The organism is Vagococcus allomyrinae (assembly GCF_017829975.1).
In the GTDB taxonomy this organism is placed as follows: Bacteria; Bacillota; Bacilli; order Lactobacillales; family Vagococcaceae; genus Vagococcus_D; species Vagococcus_D allomyrinae.
The window spans coordinates 105,566-123,652 of record NZ_JAEEGA010000012.1 but is presented as its reverse complement, the minus strand read 5'-3'; the positions used below and the strand labels follow the sequence as shown (position 1 = coordinate 123,652).

General features: G+C 37.7%; 16 protein-coding genes. 15 read left to right on the top strand and 1 reads right to left on the bottom strand.

The features are described 5' to 3' along the window. Positions 1-773 precede the first annotated feature (773 nt). Positions 774-1,658, bottom strand: a complete 885-nt coding sequence (locus I6N95_RS17590) for a hypothetical protein (RefSeq protein WP_209530430.1) — start codon at positions 1,656-1,658, stop codon at positions 774-776. A 324-nt stretch (positions 1,659-1,982) separates the two neighbouring features. On the opposite strand from I6N95_RS17590, the gene I6N95_RS17585 reads away from it, so the two are divergent. From I6N95_RS17585 to I6N95_RS17515, 15 genes are all read left to right on the top strand, one after another. Next, positions 1,983-2,195, top strand: a complete 213-nt coding sequence (locus I6N95_RS17585) for a hypothetical protein (RefSeq protein WP_209530428.1) — start codon at positions 1,983-1,985, stop codon at positions 2,193-2,195. A 20-nt stretch (positions 2,196-2,215) separates the two neighbouring features. After that, entirely contained in the window at positions 2,216-2,458 is a 243-nt protein-coding gene (locus tag I6N95_RS17580; RefSeq protein WP_209530426.1) for a DUF2922 family protein, read from the top strand. Positions 2,459-2,516: 58 nt separating this feature from the next. After that, a complete protein-coding gene (locus I6N95_RS17575; protein WP_209530417.1) occupies positions 2,517-2,819 on the top strand; it encodes a hypothetical protein in 303 nt (100 codons plus the stop codon). Continuing rightward, positions 2,788-3,075: a holin gene (locus tag I6N95_RS17570; RefSeq protein WP_209530415.1), complete on the top strand. Its 288-nt coding sequence runs from the start codon at positions 2,788-2,790 to the stop codon at positions 3,073-3,075. Before I6N95_RS17575 ends, I6N95_RS17570 begins: the two co-directional genes overlap by 32 nt. Next, positions 3,072-4,037 (top strand): GH25 family lysozyme, encoded by a 966-nt coding sequence (locus tag I6N95_RS17565; protein WP_209530413.1) that lies wholly within the window; start codon positions 3,072-3,074, stop codon positions 4,035-4,037. The genes I6N95_RS17570 and I6N95_RS17565 overlap by 4 nt, the downstream gene beginning before the upstream one ends. Positions 4,038-4,050: 13 nt before the next feature. Then, a complete protein-coding gene (locus tag I6N95_RS17560; protein ID WP_209530412.1) occupies positions 4,051-4,656 on the top strand; it encodes a helix-turn-helix domain-containing protein in 606 nt (201 codons plus the stop codon). Then, positions 4,653-4,856 (top strand): hypothetical protein, encoded by a 204-nt coding sequence (locus I6N95_RS17555; protein WP_209530410.1) that lies wholly within the window; start codon positions 4,653-4,655, stop codon positions 4,854-4,856. The genes I6N95_RS17560 and I6N95_RS17555 overlap by 4 nt, the downstream gene beginning before the upstream one ends. Before the next feature lie 13 nt (positions 4,857-4,869). Next, positions 4,870-5,085, top strand: a complete 216-nt coding sequence (locus I6N95_RS17550; protein WP_209530409.1) for a DUF2922 domain-containing protein — start codon at positions 4,870-4,872, stop codon at positions 5,083-5,085. A 1,198-nt stretch (positions 5,086-6,283) separates the two neighbouring features. After that, the gene (locus I6N95_RS17545) at positions 6,284-7,051 is read left to right on the top strand and encodes a signal peptidase I (protein WP_209530401.1); all 768 of its coding nucleotides are present in this window, start codon (positions 6,284-6,286) and stop codon (positions 7,049-7,051) included. 74 nt (positions 7,052-7,125) lie between these two features. Continuing rightward, positions 7,126-8,337 (top strand): hypothetical protein, encoded by a 1,212-nt coding sequence (locus I6N95_RS17540; RefSeq protein ID WP_209530399.1) that lies wholly within the window; start codon positions 7,126-7,128, stop codon positions 8,335-8,337. A gap of 44 nt (positions 8,338-8,381) precedes the next feature. Continuing rightward, a complete protein-coding gene (locus I6N95_RS17535; RefSeq protein ID WP_209530397.1) occupies positions 8,382-9,062 on the top strand; it encodes an LPXTG cell wall anchor domain-containing protein in 681 nt (226 codons plus the stop codon). Between the two features lie 93 nt (positions 9,063-9,155). Beyond that, positions 9,156-10,040: a BsaA family SipW-dependent biofilm matrix protein gene (locus I6N95_RS17530; RefSeq protein ID WP_209530394.1), complete on the top strand. Its 885-nt coding sequence runs from the start codon at positions 9,156-9,158 to the stop codon at positions 10,038-10,040. A 21-nt stretch (positions 10,041-10,061) separates the two neighbouring features. Next, entirely contained in the window at positions 10,062-10,757 is a 696-nt protein-coding gene (locus I6N95_RS17525) for a hypothetical protein (RefSeq protein WP_209530391.1), read from the top strand. A 21-nt stretch (positions 10,758-10,778) separates the two neighbouring features. Further along, positions 10,779-15,086, top strand: coding sequence for a hypothetical protein (locus I6N95_RS17520; RefSeq protein WP_209530389.1), 4,308 nt, complete (start codon positions 10,779-10,781; stop codon positions 15,084-15,086). Positions 15,087-15,149: 63 nt separating this feature from the next. After that, the gene (locus I6N95_RS17515) at positions 15,150-18,053 is read left to right on the top strand and encodes a SpaA isopeptide-forming pilin-related protein (protein ID WP_209530387.1); all 2,904 of its coding nucleotides are present in this window, start codon (positions 15,150-15,152) and stop codon (positions 18,051-18,053) included. Positions 18,054-18,087 lie beyond the last annotated feature (34 nt).

The window sequence follows — 18,087 nt, the reverse complement described above, 5'->3', positions numbered from 1 at the left end:
AGTTTTTGTTATTCAATCATTTTGCTGTTTTCAGTAGGTGTCAGTTCCAGTTGACAATTATCAAGGAGGGAAAAGGGCTGATTATTGATTAAATGGCGGTTGTTCAAGCTTCATTGAATGTTGTTAAATAATATTTCTATCCTATGAAGAGTCAATTGAATCACTTTTTTTATTGCAAGTTATCTGAATGATTGTTATTAAATTCGATCGTGTTGAGATGAGTTGATCTGAGTAACATCCTTATTTTACCCAGCGGATAATGGTCAAGTTACCGAAACTTGGCGTTTGTTAACTAGACTGTTGGCGGGACAGTCTAACTGAGACATTGTCGCCTAATGATCGATTTATTTTTTATATACATCATGTTAAATAATCAAACAGATAGTTCCATTGGATGATTATTTAATGGGAACTATATAGTCAAAAGCTTGTCAGTTATTTTTGGAAGATAGTGAGAAGCTCATGTTAATTCATTCCCGCTGAAGTAACACGAGCTATCTTAATGTCTTCGTGCTAATCTTAAAAATAATATTATGCGCCTTCTTTACGGATTTATTTTAAATAACCTGATTTTTATTGTGTCAATACGATCGGCATTTATACATTGACTTTGGCATAAGCGGTGAGATATCAAACGATTATCTTTAGTATCAAGCATTGGAATTCGATTGAGTTGCTCTGAAAAAATAATCGGATCGAGATTGTCTAAAAAATGTTTAACACTGGACTTCCTAATTTGACCACGACTACTTTTATGAGTTAGTTCTAGTTTTTTACGATGATTTACCACGATAGCCATCTTCCTTCCATTTCAATAAGCGTTTAAATAAATTTCGTTGATTGCGAGGCATGTCTTCAATATCTGCATCTTGAATAAATCCTTCTTTTTTTAAGGGAATGAGTTTTGTCAGAATGTGGAGGACTTCAACAAATTCATCATGAGAGATATCGATCGTCTCAATTGGTTTCTTCTTGTCGCTGCTAGCCCCCATTCGATTATTTAACTCAATCTGTTTATTTGCATTGGCAATTTTTTTCTTCATATAGTCATTTTCTGGATTGGTTACACCTTTAGTATGGGTTAGTGGTTGAGCACCCAATAAATGATTCTTTTGGATGGTCCATGCTTCTATTACATCCCTATAAAAGGTTTTGCGGACACTTTTAATACCGGTATGGATTTCCATAGATATTCCAAAGGAGAAATCGATCATACTGTGGTTTAGTTGGTCGGCTCTCTTTTTTTTACGGTAAAACTTTGTGGCCAAGTTTAGATTAACCCAGACGTAGTGATTAAACCGTGAATAAGTTGTTTCTGGTGTTACAAAGGCCGCATATTTTGGCCTTTTAATCAGATAAAAATTCAGTGCTTGTCGCAGAATGTGATGGTTTGAGACGCCTCTCTTGTTTGCAAATAATTTGTGTAATTGACACGGAGGGACTGGTGTCTTTTTTATATCTCCATTGATAAAAATGAGAAGTGTCTTCTGCTCCTCGGTCACTTCTTTTCCAATCATGATGGCAAACACTTCCTCCGTTAACTCCACCTCCTTTTCTTCAATGGCCCCTGCGATGTATGTTGGAATGTGTTCTTGACTGACAGTATGACGAGCCAAATCTAGCTTACCAGTTGCACAAAAAAAGTTATTTGTTTCCATAAAATCTTCCTCCATTTTAATTAAAAGAAGACATTAAGATTATTTTATGAATCTATTTTGCCATGAAATAGAAATTTTGTAAAAGCGGCTAACTGACCTCTTTTTGTCACTTTTTTGCTTTAATTAATGTGAGAGGAATTGGGAAGAATACCATTATATAGGGGCTGATGGCAGTTTTAAGGGCCTGTCAACTGATGCTTAATTCCTCTAAAAGGGGTCAGTTAGAGGGTTTGAAATTTATTTTTGAATCATCTACACTATGGGCATAGATCAGGCCTGGTCCATATTGGTAAGTCGCAATTGGCAAAAGAAAGGGTGGTAAATATGGCAGAATCAGTATTTTTGCAGCATGGTGTGGAAATTGGTTATACATCTGGTGGACAAAAAAGCAAACAAGCGATTCCCAATCTCAAAGAGACCATAACGTCGGATAAAATGGTGGCTCTCGGTCAGCTGTTTGTGCAGATGATTCCAAAAGATGTGGTTAAAGTTGATGAAGTTGTGACGGTCAAACGAACCCGTCACCAGTCTTCGTAAAAAGCAAAGGAGAGGTTATGATGGATGAGGTTACGACAGAACGACTGCAATTAGCTTTTTTTAACAGCAATGGTAGTCAAAGTACGATTAGCCCAAAGTTTTTTGATGAGACATTTGTTAATGACAAGGAAAAACTACAGAAATGGATGGATGACTTTAGTGCACTGGAACTATTTTACAGTACGGAAAAGGAAATCAATTTATACACGGAAGCAAAGGAAGCACATCTTGTTCAAACGATTCGTAGAAAACTTTTAGGGTAGAACAGGAACCTGAAGGGGAAATATTCCCCTTTAGGTGTTTATCAAGGAGGAGAGAGAAATGACCATTATTGGCTTAAGTATTCCAGAAGTTGCTGCGCTTTTAAGTATTTTATCACTGTTGATTGCAGCCATCAGTCGATTTTATCACAAGTTTAAAACCACGATCAGTGCACCCTTGATTGAAGCGATGGACAAGTTAAGACATGAAATTAATCAATTGGAGGGTTATCTAGTGACGGAGTATGAAACATTAAATAATAAAACTGAAAAGTTGGCTGAGCGATTACGGCGTCAGGAGTGCCAGTTAGAACAGAAGGGGGAAATGACCTATGACGATTGTCGATTGGTTGACAAAGGTTAATGGTTCCTATCTAGTTGCATTGGCTTTGGTAGTTTTTTTGCTGGTTGAAGGTTTAAAGACTAGTGAGCAAGTATCCAGTAAGTTCTTGCCATTAGTGGCTAGTCTAATAGGCGTTATTATTGGGTTAGTGATCGGTGTAATTTATCAGGAGTCTATAGTAATGACAAGTCTCAACGGGTTTATCGCAGGTTTGTTGTCAGCAGGCAGTTTTGATTTTATGAAGGCGGTATGGCAGTTACCAAGGGAATTTAAATGAAGCGGCCGAAGCCCGTTATTTTGGATATTAGTGAGCATCAATCACCAGAAAAACTAAATTATGGGCAATTAAGTCAAGAGCTGGATTGGGTGATAATCAGAGTTCAATATGGCAGTTGGCATCAGGATCGTTTTTTCGAGACGCATCTTGAGCGCTTCAGAGCATGGAACATTCCAGTGAATGTCTATGCTTGGGTACGGGGAATAGATGAAAGTGATATGATCCAAGAGGCAGAGGATTTTTATCGGCGAGCCAAGAGCTATCAACCAAGCTTTTGGTGGTTAGATATTGAAGAGCGAACTATGGGAAACATGGTTAAGGGATGTGAGGTATATCGGCAGCGGCTGAAAGACCTTGGTGCTAAAAAGGTTGGAGCCTATATTGCCAATCATCGTTATCAGGAATTTGGTTTTTCTAGTCTGGCTACTCAGAAGTATGATGGGATCTGGTTACCGACATATGGCAGGAATTCTGGTAACTATGAGGGGGCTAATCCGACAGCTACTAGTGTTTATGATTTACATCAATATACGAGTAATGGTCGTTTGGTCGGATACAACGGTCCTTTGGATTTGTCCCGTTTGGCCAGTGCTAAGTCAGTTGATTTTTTTACGGGAAATGATTCAATAAATCAGTCAAGCTATCACCTAGGAGAAAGGGTCCAAATTACGGGAATTTACGAAAGTTCCCGTTCTCAAGTTCTCTTAAAACCGTTAAGAACTCAAGGAAGGATCACAAAAATTATTAGCGGAGTCGCTAATCCCTATTTATTGGACGAAGGGATGGGTTGGGTGAATGAGTCGGTGATGTCAAAAATAGGGGATCATCAGTATCAAGTGAAACCTGGTGACACCTTGTCAGAAGTTGCTCAAGGATTGGGTGTTAGCTGGCAACGACTAGCGACACTTAATCAGTTAGCTAACCCAGATCTGATATATCCTGGACAAATGCTTAATTATTAAGGAGGAGTTTAGCGTGAGGAAAGAACAAACGATAACAAACTTAATTAAGCGCCAGTCGATTCATTTGGAAGTGGCCCAATTGATCAAGGAATTACGGCTGGCAAAAAGGTTGAATCAAGGAGAATTGAGTGAGAGAGCGAATGTTAGTCGTCAATATATTTGTGAAATAGAAAATGGACATCGGCGGCAATTAAATTTAGTGAAAATTCAAGATTTGGTTAATGGCTGCGGCGAACAATTGTTTGTTACCACAAGTTATGCTAATCCGTTACAAATTTCAGATCAAACAGAAAAAGAAGACCAAATTTTGCGCGCCTTTGCCGAAGGTAAAACAGAGTTAGCTGAAGAGTTATTAGGTGACATACGTGGCTGGCGCTACCCAACGGAACATATTGTGGCAAAATGTAAACGTAACATGGCTGTTGCGATTAGTTATCATTTTCGCGGTCTGCCAAACTACGCCCATGGTAAAATGAACAATTTAATTGCGGGTTTGTCTTACTTGGATTGTGGCGAAGAGGCAGAGTATTTCGCCGAGATGTTTTATCGAATTATTAAAAATGGGGATAAAGAGTTATACAGGATGTATTTAGAGACTCAGAAAGGAGTGTCATCATGATTATTTGGGAAGGAACGGATGTGGTTTGTTGTTTTAATGTGGTAGGAGAGACTAAACTCAAGCGAATTAGACTGAGTCATTTGCCAAAGGAGCCAGATCCAGACAAAGTATTGGCATTTGCTGATTTATTTTTAGAGGTATTGCCAGCATCATACAGTAAAGATTCTGTTCAGTTGTTAAGTCGCACGCGATATTTATAAGGGGGAGAGGAAAATGGCTAAAAAACTGTATTTGTATTTTTTAAATGAAGATGAACAGCCAACGACCATTTTAGTGCAGGAACCAAACCAAACATTGGATTCAGCGGCAGTTCGTAGTTTTATGGAAAAAGTGATCGCCATGGAATTGTTTACCCATAAAGGGCAAAAGAAATATGCTTCGATTAAAGGTGCTAAGTATGTGGATAAGAAGACGGAGATTTTGTTGTAGATGTTACAGGTAAATAGATTAGCAAGGTCAGAAGATAGTGTGAGCTATGTTTTGACCTTTTTTTGGCAACTAAAGTCGTTATCACTAAACTTGAATAATGGTTTGGAATCTATTATAGTGTGAAGTTTGATTTATATATCAAAGAACTGTTATTTTATTTGCATGATAAGTAATTTATTGTTGACTTATATAGATAGTTCCGATATTCTAGTATAGAATGCATCATTAGGGAAAGTAATTAACTTTTTTTTGATGGAAGTATGTTGGGGATCGTTCGTAAAAACGAAATTTTAGAACGAACTAATAGAACTTAACTGCAATATGAGGATATAAGTGAAGAGAGATGGGGATTTTGGTCGGATAATAAACAGAACTTAATATTTGAACGAAAGAGGACTAAGGCAAAAATTGCGATGCAATTTTTGCCTTAGTCCTCTTTTTTCTACTTAGTATAACCTATCTTATGTAAACTAGCGGTCCTTTTGTATCAACAAATAAACTATACCATATTCGAAAAACGATGTACACCCCCAATTAAAATATTCATAAAAGGAAATTGTAAGGGTTATTTAATCACTGTTCGTTTTTAATGTCTCTTTATAACTCGACCTTTAATGAACTGTCTAAAAATATTTCCAAAATTAAGTAGGCCTTAATTATTTTTATTTTACAAAGTGATGATATTCACAATGGTAAATATCCCAATTTTCTTAAAATACTCCTTTTTTCCGACATCTAATTAAAATGTGTTTGATGCAGTAAGGATGATTTATGATGTTTATCTCCATTTATTTATGTTGGTATATTCACAAAACGGTCGTTTGATGTTATTTTATGAACGAAATTATGTGTGAATAAGTATGTTATTTGTTCGTAACAGTACATTTCTCTAGTTTACATAAGATAGGTTATAACAAGTTGTTTGTTTATAATTGTTATTTATAGTTAGTGAAACGTGGGAGATGATCTTGGTTTTCCGGCTTTTACTAGTGAAGAATGAAGTAATCTATCGATAAAATAGCATCTTTCAATTTGTTCAATGGAGTGATGATGAAGGCAGATTGATGTCAGAAAAAGCTGTGAAATATGCACAATCTCTTTTTTGAGCGGTCGTTCGTTAAGTAGTAGATTAATGGTTTGGCTGGAGAGGTTCATGTTTTAAGAATGCAGGGTTAGAAAGTAGTAGGTGAGGGATTGAATGGGGAAGAGAAAAAGACGGCGAACGACAAATCGAGAGTCAGATAGACAAAAAAGAGATAAAGCAAGTTCTCTTGAGCGGGAGAGGCATGAGCGTCGAAAAAGTCAGTCTTCCAGAAAAGGAGATTCTTCGCGGAGCTATTCGTCTTCTAATCAAAGAAGTAAAAGAGAGTACGAGAGAGTGGTTGTATCTAAACCGTCTGCAAGGCATCGAATCATTAAAACTTTACTAAATCTAGTGTTCTATTTGTTAACAATTAGTATTTTAGTAGGAGCAGCTCTCTTTACAGTAAGCAAAGATTCTAATAAATCGTTCTTTGGTTACCGCTATTATAATGTGTTGACTAATTCAATGATTCCTAAAGATCCTAAGATACAAAAGGGTGGCTTTCAAGCTGGGGATATTATTATCGTACAGATGACTAATCCTAAGGAGCTTAAAAAAGGAGATATTGTGACTTATAGTTTGTTATCAACAGAAACTGCGGTATTAACTCATAGAATTAAAGAAGTAATTCCAAATTTTGAAGATACTGAAGAACTATATTTCATTACACAAGGAGATGCTAATGATGCAGAAGACAATCCAGTCAGTGCGGATCGCATAATTGGTAAGAAAGTTTTTACGGTTCCTAAGGTAGGTATGGTACTTGATTTTCTAAGGGGAAATTTATTAGTTAGTCTAGGATCACTGTTTTCAATTTTCGCTTTGATTATCAGTTTGAAGTATTATTTTTCATATTCTGATTCACCCGATCCACTTAAATAAGAGGATATAAACCGTTACATCCTATTTGGGTGCAACATTTATATAAACAAAAAATTGTAAGGAGGTTTTTGTCTGTGAAAAAGGCGAAAAACAAAAAGAAACTTCTAGCAGTAGGGGCGGCACTGTCGTTGTGTGTCTTAATGCTAGGAACATTTGCATGGGATGTATATCAAACATCCAAAGAGAATAAATTTGGGAATGCGGTACTTGGTGGTAGCATTGTAATCGAAGAAATCTTCCCCGATCCTGTGTTAACACCTGGAGCTGAACTACAAAAGGAAGTTTGGGGTGTTAATACCAGTCAAAATGATGTGTTTATCAGAATGTCATTTGAAGAAAGATTGGCATTATTAGTTGAAGAAGGTGCAACAGGGCAAGCTGAAAAGCAATATTTAACTGATCCGACTTTGGCAACTGCTAAAGAGATTCCGGTAGTGATGGATGCCATTTATTTAGATGGACTAGCTGCTGCTAATACTGCTGGAACTGAGTTTGACGATTGGAAAGATATTACTGCTAAATTACCAGTAGGAACTGTAACAGCAGATACTAAAGTTTTAGCCAAAGCTACTAAAAAAGATATCACTCCCCCCGGTGGTACTGCTACTTGGCAAGTAAGTGTAGAGTATACCGCTTATCGGAAAGTTCCAGTAGCGAATACGAATATGGGAGAGGTATCGAGAGATAAAGTTGTAAAATATCCAAATGATGCAGCGTCTGTCGCTCAAGAAGTTGTTTTTGAAACAGATGCTAGTGGTAAAGTTACTACGATTTCTGCGACTGTTAATCCAGCTACAGGTGATATAACAGGTTATACAGCTGATGTGGGAAAACCTGCTAAATATTCATTCTACACAGGTCTTGATACGGATGAATTTTATAACTGGGCAGGTCCTGTTGTTCATGCTGGTCTTACTACGGATCCATTAATTCCTTTAGCAAACATTGACCGAAGTGCAATTGATCCGTTGATCTCTCTTAAGTATGGTGCAGACTTAGATACAACGGCTGCTGCTAACACTTGGATTTATAATGAGGATGATGGTTACTTCTATTGGATTGGTATTGTTTCTTCAGGAGATAAGACTAAAAATCTATTAGAAAAAGTTGGGTTGGCATCAAGTGCGTCATCTATGTATGATTATTTAGATTATTCATTATGGATTACTGCTGATGGTGTTTTAACAAAAGAAGCTGCTATTGTTGAGCAATTCTTTAAAGGAACAGTGCCAGCTGGAGGAACATCTAAGACAGTTTATGATGCGTTGGTAGGATTAATCCCTTAGGGAGTAGCATATTTTATTTGATTAACATTTAGGAGGAAGAACTCATGAAAGTTAAAGCATATGGAGTTCGTATAGCTGTGTTGTTTATTTTAATACTTTTTGGAGGTACTTTTGCTCAAGCGGAAGTTCTTCCTCCTGGAATGTTAATTGGGGATTCAGAGGGGATAAATGTAGATGGAACTGGTGAGTACTATGTACATAAAGAAGATCTCCATCCAGGAGAAAAATTCACCAAAAAAATAAAGATGATGAACACAGAAAAAAATGATCGCCCGTATCTTTTGGAAATGGATATTGCTCCAACAGAAAAGGATGGAGAGATTGATTTTTATGAGGCGATTTTCGTAACCATGACTTTAGATGGTAAGGAAATTTATAGAGGAAATTTGGTTGGCGAAGGAACACCTAATATGCAAACCAAACGTTTGAATTTGGGTTCTTATGCTTATGGAGAATTTGCGGAGCTACAAGTGACTTTTGAGGTGGCCGACAATTTACCGGAAGAGGTTTGGCAGTCCGAAAGTTACGCCATTATAAAATGGAACTTTTATGCGACTAAAGCAAATAATCCAGACAAACCGGATCCTAAGCCTAAACCAGGGATATTACCTCAAACAGGTGAAGAATGGCGAAGTTTACTCTATAAAATTATTACAGGGATTTTTATTATTTCGGTAACGTTGCTGTTTATTCGTCGTAGAAAGAATCGAGACAGTCAAGGATAAGGAAAATAAAATTTCCTTATCACTGTATAGTCCTTAATGGAGTGTCTGGTGATAAGGAAATTTTTTAAGTATAAGATTTGGAGGGAATGAAGCATGTCTCGAAAACATAATTATCAAAAGAAAAGACGGCAGCCGTTGGCTATTTGGTTGAAAAAGTATCATAAATCATTATTGTTAATATCTGTCTCTATTTTGTCTTTTTTTCTAGTGATAAAGGCTACATATGCCTGGGATACCTATAGTACTAGCAAAGAAAATAAAATCGGAAATACAGCTTTTAGCGTTAAACTGAAAGAACAATTTACACCTAACAATCAGTGGGAGCCTGGAAGAGCAACGGTTAAAAAGGTTTACGTTTTAAATGATGGAAATATCCCTGCCTTTGTCAGACTAAGAGCAGAAGAGTTCTTGTTGTTGTTTGAAATGGAGATTGAAACGAGCGCTCTTTCTGAAGGGTCAGGTAATGTTTTGTCTAAATGGCCAGTTACACCTACTGCAACAATTGAGCGTAATCAAGTTAATACTTGGAAAGTAAATCATTATTATGATAAACAAAATAGTGGCGTTTTTTACAAAGGAGAAAAAACGATCCCATCTTCTCTTTCGATTGATGGAAAAGGATTGGTTTACGAGTGGGGAGAAGCTCAACGACAAACAACAGACTTGGCTTTTATTGACTTGAAGTTTGGCGATGTTGCTGGAGATGACAGTTCCTTTACAAGTAATTATTGGCGGTATGGAAATGATGGGTATTTCTATTACTCAGAGCGGTTGGAACCTGGAAAAGAGACATCGTACTTTTTGACTGAAACTTTCTTATCTCCGTCAACCCCTAACCGCATTAAAGAGTCGTTGTATAAGCTAAATATTCTAATGGGCGGAGATCAGGCGCTTAAAGAGACATTGTCTGAGTGGGGACATGATTCATCAACTGACCCAATTTACTTGTTATTAAAAGACAAGGTGATCCCTAATTAAACATGACAGGAGAAAGCGACGATGAAAAAACGGAAAGTACATGTACGTAAGAAAAAAAAGAAAAAAATTAATCTTCTCATTGTTGTGGCAGTTTTTGTGATTTTCTTAGGAATTAGCTTATTGGGATACAAGGGATACACTTATTCAATTGAGCGACATTCTGAAATGAAAACCAATGATTTCTCTATTGGGGATTTAAAAGTTCAAGTAGTGGAAGAATTTACTCCTGTAACAGAAACGACAATTGACAAACCTTATACTAAAAAAGTCACAGCAAAAAATAACGGTGAATTGCCAGCCTTTGTTCGTATTTTGGCTTTTCCTGAAGTGCTTTCAAAAGAGGATGATGATGGGGTCAACGTTTCATTACCTGCTCGAATTGGCACAGAAATTCTCCTATTAGATAGTTCGGACAATCCGATTGCTGATACTGCAGATTGGGTTGATGGAGAAGACGGTTATTATTATTACTTAAAAGCATTGTTACCAGGAGAAACGACAGCGCCATTATTTGAAAAAGTCAAACTCTCGGATCATGTGAAGGATTATGTTGACAACTGGTATGAAGGTGCTTCTTTAACGATTGATGTTAGGGCCGAAAGTATCCATACCACACAATGGGCATATCGTGATGCTTGGTGGCAAGGGCAGACACCAGCTAATGGCAAACTACTATTAGTTGAAAATGCACTTAAAGGGTCAGCGCATGGTTTATAAGAATTTGAAGGGAGAATAACTGTGAAGCATAAAACCAAACGGAAAAAAAGAGCTCTAGCCGTTATGAGCATTTGCTTTTTGGGAATGATTACCTTCTTCCTAATCTTTATTAATACGTCACCAGAGACGTTAAGTGGTGAAACTTTAAAGAAAACAATTGTTGGTTTCGAAAGAAAGTCAGTTGTTTTTTCTGATACTGAGAAACTTGGGACTTCTGAACGTGATGTTGAGCTACCCGAAACTATCAGAGGTATTGTAAAACTCACTAAAAAAGAGAAAAAGCAAAAATTTGTTCATGGAACTCCTGTACCTGAAGCTGATGGAAATTATAGCTATTTTGATTATGGGTATGTGGATACTAATAATGAAACAGGTGTCTATACTGTTTTTATTCAAGGGCAAGAAAATTCTTATCGTGTTTTTGGTTCTTTAGGAGGTAAAGAAAATCAGTGGTATGTTAGCGATGAGAACGGAAATATCATAAACCTTGTGAAAGATATTTCTGTGAAATGGAGTAGTGATGATTATCAAGCTGATATTGAAGGGACGTATGAATTTACTGGCGAAATTGACAAGGCGTTTGTTCTTGATGCAAAGGTGCCCATTGCTGAAATAATTATTCAAGATATCGATGAACAACATAGTCATAGCGATGAGGAGCATAACGATGGTGATCTTGAAGAACTAGATGCGGAGATAATGAAAGCGGGAAGTGAAGCAGCCCAAAGGCAGATGGAGGCAAGCATTCCTACAACTAGAGCATCAGGTAATGGCACTTATGACAAATTAGGTGATAACTATATGTTGACAAGCGCTAAAACATCTGGAAATGCCAACTACACAACACCTATTAATTCATTTGTCGTACCAGGAACTTGGCGTGATTATGTGAATACTATTTGGATGAACAAGGCGGCCAATGAATTTTCGTGGAATAGTACATCCCCAGGATATAAGGGATGGAAGTATTCAGGCGTTATTGCAAATCAAACGACCGGAACAACAACTGATAATCCTAAAAGAATTCCAACAAAAGACAGTAGTAAGGTTTGGACAGTTTATTCTGGTGAGCAACTTCGTTATGCGTTAACTAATTTTGTTACGAATGACGTAATAAAATTGGGTGGCAATTTAGATATGGATGGCGGGAATGCTAATTGGGTAACTATATCAATTGGTAATGGCAAGTTACTGAATTTGGATGGTAATAATTTCACTATTTACAATTTAGGAATTTGGGTAGCCACTGATATGCAGGTTCATGCTGCATTTGTTTCTAATATTCAAGCTTCAGGAACGAATACTATTAAAAATTTGACTTTCTCAAATGTAAAGGCAATAAATTCTAATAATCAAATTGTTTCCTATACAGGTTTGTTTAGTTCTGGTGCCAATGGCGTTACGGCAAATAAGTCTAGTATGACGAATGTTCATGTAAAAAAATCAATGTTTTATTCAATTGGGGATGGCGTTGCCCCTTTTGGTGCACGACTATACCGAACAACTTATCGAAATTGTAGTGTATCGGATTCTTTTGTCTATGGGAGAGATCATGTTAGTGGCTTAACAGTTTGGGGAGGGAGTGCAGGAACTGGTGCCTCTACAACTCCTGGAGATGTAGTTTCAAGAAGTTATTCTGTTGGAACTCTTCTCGCAACTTATGGCGGCCACAGCGGGATGTTTTTTGGTTGTGCTAGTTACAATAATAACATTGACAGTTCTTTTACGAACAACGAGATGTACGCAACGATGTTCGCTGGTGGTTTTATGGCTGAATCACGAGGTAAATTTACCAATAACTATGCAACTGGAAAATTAGAAGGATTTAGTTATATGGGAGGATTTACTGCTGGAACAGGTGATCAACCTCAAGTCGAAATAGATAGTTCTTATTCCACTGTATTAGTAGGACTGAGAAAAACAGGAAGTGTAGAAGGAGGATTTCAATCTCCATCAACTGGGACAGATAGTAAAATTTCAAATAGTTATGCGGCAGGAGAAGTCGGAAATTTTACAACTAATATGACAGCCCCTGTTAACATCGGTGGCTTCTTGAGCGCTAAACCAGCAGCTACTGGGCGATTGGTAAATAATTATTATGATAAGCAAACAACGGGAATGCGTGAATGGGCGACGGGCGCCGATAAAGTGGTTCCAGGTATTACGGGTTTATTAACAAGTACAACAACAAAATCTGGAACAGGAATGGCCAGTGGAAATGATTTTGGGTTAGGGACAGCTAATTGGAGTTATCAAGCAGAACACTATCCAGAACTTAAGGTTTTCTCAAATGCTTCAGAAGCTAATTGGGGTTCTGCTGAACAAGTTAATATAGTTAAGGCTAATTCGTTAGCATCAGTATCGACAGTTATGCTTAATACTTGGGATAAAGGATATGATTGGGATAATACTGGGATTAGATCAGAAGCAGAGGTGAGTTATGACCGAACTCCTACTCAATATAGGGGTGGGACAACTACCTATGATACTGTGAGAGAAATTGTCACTAATTTTAAAGTGACATCTCCAGGCGATTGGCAGCAAATTATTCCTGGAGGTGCTCCTGTTGACACTGACAATGATGGTGTTGGAGATGCAACAGCCCTTGATGTTTCTAATGGAAAGGGAACCATTAAAAATCCGGGATTGGATTGGTATCAGCCCGTCCAAACAGTAGATACCGCTAAAGCTAAACGCCCTATTAGATTGGTTTCTTATATGGAGATTCAAGCAGGAGAGGATGCTGAGGTATCAGCAGGGATCTTGTATAACCATCGAGAAGATGTTGAGTTGAGAATGATGGATAGTATAACAGAGGATTTAGTAATTGGGTTTCATGATGATAAAGTGTGGTCATCTGCCTTATTAGGAGACTATCCAAATTCAGACAAGTTTTGGAAAGTAAAAACAGATAATATGCTAACGCAATTTTCTGCTAGTAAAGATGCCTTACTCTACACGGAGATCAGTTTAGTTAAACGTGACACAGATGGTACTTATTTAAAAGATAGTGGAGGTAACTACCTTATTGATAAATCCGTTAAAGTGACAGGGGCAGGAACGGGGATTGATGGTAATCCCAATTTAGATGAGCAAAAATGGAATGGTGACAGAGCCCTATATGCCGATAATTCTGCAGGGTCAAAATATATTGTTACGTATTACTGGCAGCTAACAGATGGACGCTATCGAACAGATGAAAAAATAATCGATGTAGTTCCTGCTAAGTATGATACTAAAGTCGATGTCTTTAATTCCAAGGATAATTCTGCTAATGAAGATGCTTTGGCTATTGATGCTAAGGCTGATGTAGGCGCGAATCCCAATTATGTGGTAAGTGGTCAATCACCAGCGAAGCATACTGAATTATTACAACAACCCTTTGGAACAAATGTAACAACAGCCTGGGGACGTCAAGCTAAAACAACTATTATTGATAAGTTATCAGTTACTTTCAAAGGGCGAGAATCGGAACGAAATAAAACCTTTGGTGAGGTAACGGTTGATGGCCCTATTGTAGCAGGGAAAAAAGTGATAATTCCTGTGTATTATTCGTATCCTACTCTTGTTACTGAGAATGGCATACGCAGAGAGGTAACAAAAGAAACCATCATCAATTTAGAATATGAGGTTAAAGAAGATTCAAATGGTGATTGGTATATTAGTTTTAATAAGGTTTTAAACTATCCTAATGATTTGTCAGGGGCAGTTGGTTTAGGACTAGGCGATAGCACAGGCATTGAAGCTAAAGATGGCGGCGTGATATCTGATGAGCTCTATATTGACAATATTGAATACAATATGGAAGTGAAATTGTGGGTGTCAGAGGTTTCTTATTTTAATATTAGACAAGTGGTGTTAAAAGAGCACGAAGAGGTGGTTAAACCACTTCAAGGCTATTTTGAGTTACGGAATGAAAAATCACTCACTAAAGAAAAGCTGTTTAATATCAGTAGTCAGTCCACTACTAAGGATGCTCCAAGTGACATTAATCAGAGTCTATTTAAGAAAGTCAAGTTTACCTTGACAAAAGACAGTAATCTTTTAAAGGTCTTGCCGACAATTCCTGAATATTATGAATATGTCGGTCATATTCAATCGACAGATAAAGCGACGCTGGCTAACGATCATTTATCTATGAATTTAGGCATGAACGCACAAAATGACTTACCTGTTTTGGATTATATAGCTGCTAATGAATATTGGGTAACCATCTATATTCAACCAAAATTAGGGAAAACAACGACACCTGTTCCAAAAGATGAGGAAAGTCCACGCCCTTATAGTTGGAGTCATGTGATCAATGAATTTAACAAGATTAAAAAATAATAACTCAAAGGCTAGTAGAGCAGTAGCGATTAGTACGGCTTTAATAAAAGGGGAGAAGCAGTGATGAAACCACTACAACGGAAAATTTTATATATTGTCGGAATCGTGTTGGGACTGACTCTTTTAGTCTTTGGGATTAAGCAAAGAGAAGTTCAACTACGAGCAGAGGAACAAGTTAGTCAGTCCAGTGAGGTTGAGGACGCCTTTGATGAGACTTTTATCGGGCCACAGCTTCCTGAATCACGGGCAATTGCTTTTACTCAAACTGTAGCCCAAATGTTTGGTATAAATAATAATATTGCTAATTGGATCCCTGCTAGTACAAATATTAATGTGTCAACTGATGAATGGGTTGCTGGTAAAGGAGAAATAATTCCGTCAGAGTATTCCTTTTTTATTCAACCTAACAATCAAACCTCGGTTACATATACAAAAACAAAACCAACTGAGGCGAATGTTAGAAAAGAATGGTACTTAAGAAAGCAAACCAAAAAAGATGATATTCAGTTGCTATATAAAAATATTGGAATGTATGAGGGAGAAAATATTCATGTCAGAATTAGCGTTTTAGATTGGAATGATTTAGCCCGTGCAACTTCTGTTAGTGGTGGAATATTCCGAGCACCAATCTCTCCTTCAGCTAATATTCGCTTTGATTTGACCCCAGGTGGGCAAAAGTATAAATATGAGTTCTTGAAAACTGCTACCAACGGTTCTTTAGTTCCAGCAAAAGTGAAAGGTTATTTAACTTTTATGGATATTGACGGAACTGAAATATTAGTTCTAGATCCTAAAAACTCGACAGTCGCATCAAGAATTGAAAGAATTTATCAAAGTGATGAAAATGAAGTTGTGCCTGCAGGTAATCCTCCAGCCACTTATCCTTCATTTACTACTAATGGTACATCATTGACAAATTACTGGAGCAATAACAAATTTATTTCTACAGGTGTACAAGGATACAATGCTGATGTAGAGAACTCGAAGTGGGCATTTTCAACTATTACTTTTGAAGGCTCGGAATTAAGTTTTTCATATGCCTCTAGAGGTTGGTTGAATACTGATCCAAGAAAGACACCAGCTAGTCCACCAATTCAAGAAAATACAGGATACTACTCAGATTATTCAACTTTTTGGTACTACACTTTCATGACAACGAGCTATAAAGCCAGACAAACTGAGCCAGCTATCCCAACTAAAATTGTAACGGATAGCGATGAAGAAGGCCTGGAAAACACATTAAAGAAAATTGATGAAAAATTTAAGTATACGGTATCTCACATTGTCTCTGAGGAGCGGTCTGAATGGCACTTTAAGGAGTATGTCTTCAAGGACAAATTGGATGAAGCCTTACAAATTGAAAAAGATAGTAACAATGATTATAAAATAAAAATTTATAACGACTTGACAGATGCAGATGTTACCAACTGGTTTACTATTGATCAGACTGCCGCTGCCAGTGGGGATGTAAAAGTGACTCTAAAAAGTGGGAATAATGTTCAAGCTTTTTATGGTACTACTTATCGCTATGAAATTGAGGTTGGTGTCAAACCTGGTGCAGACTTAACACCTAATATTGACCCTATCAAAGATAAAGTAGTTTTTAATAATATCGCCAATGTTGAAGTTACAATGAAAAATAATCAGGTTGTCAGTAAAGACACCAATGAAGTTGTTACATACGCCCCAGCTCCCGGTAGAATCCAAATACTGAAAGTGGACAGTGAGTTTACCACTCTCCATTTGAAGGACGCCGAGTTTGAGGTTTATAAGAAAGCGGACTACAATCAACCGAATGCAGTTCCTGTCTATAAAGGCAAGACAGATGAAAAGGGCACTCTGGCAACGGATTTATGGAAAGGGGATTATGTGGTCAAGGAAGTTACGGCGCCAGATGGCTATAAGATTGACACCATAAAAGAAGAGGTGACGATTGATCAAAATAAACTGGTCGTGCCACCGATTTCGGTGACCTTTACGGATACCTTAATTAAGCCAATACCTAAGGTGACCAAGTTCTCAACGAATGAGTCCATTACGCCAACAAAACTAGCAACGGCCGCTATTAATGAAGTCTTTGATTATGATATTCAAGTGGAAAATGAACAGACTTCACATGGATTGTGGACTGACGTTGTCTTAACGGATGAGGTACCGAAGTATTTGGCAATTCAAGCTGATTCATTTGTACTAGACGGTGGCCCAGTGTTAGACAATGACCTAGCTAGCAAAGGATTAACTATCACAGGCAACAAAATTAAGTGGGAAATGGGTGACATTGAAGCTTTAGAAGTTAAAAAACTAAGCTTTAAGGTGAAAGTGGTGTCCACCCAAGCGGATGACGGCACAACGATTGAAACCATTAAAAATGAAGCCAAGGCCACTGGTGGTGATGCTCATTCTAAAGAGCCGAGTGTGACCTGTACGGAAACCTACTCTGACCAGGATGAGGATGAGATTAAACTGCGTCAACGTTATTTACACATACGTCAAGTGGTTTTAAATGAGAAAGAGGAGATGGTATTGCCTCTTAGTGGTTATCACCAAGCTAAGAACAGTCAGTTAGCTGGTACGGCACCATTTGCTGCCATAAGTTCAGTGGCTTCAGTCTCGACTACTGAGACGGCCAAGCCGACGCCAAGTGCTAATTTGTTTAAAATCGTTCAGGTGATTTTAGCAACGGATCATCCGTGGTTAAATGTGGCAACCAGTATTCCAGAATACTACGAGTACGTCGGGCATGTCGCCACAACTGATAAAGCTAGCTTGGCAACGGACCATCTGGCAGCTAACAAAAGTGGCCCGATGAGTTTGCCAGAATTGGATTACACCTCTGAAACGGATTATTGGGTGACCGTGTTTATTCAGCCGAAATATGGCAAGAACGATGCAGGGGACCCAGAAGAGAGTCCGCGGCCATTTAGTTGGAGTCACGTTGTGAATGAGTTTGGCAAAATTAAGGAATAAGGGATGCAACAGATAGAAGGGAAGGCTCTTCCTG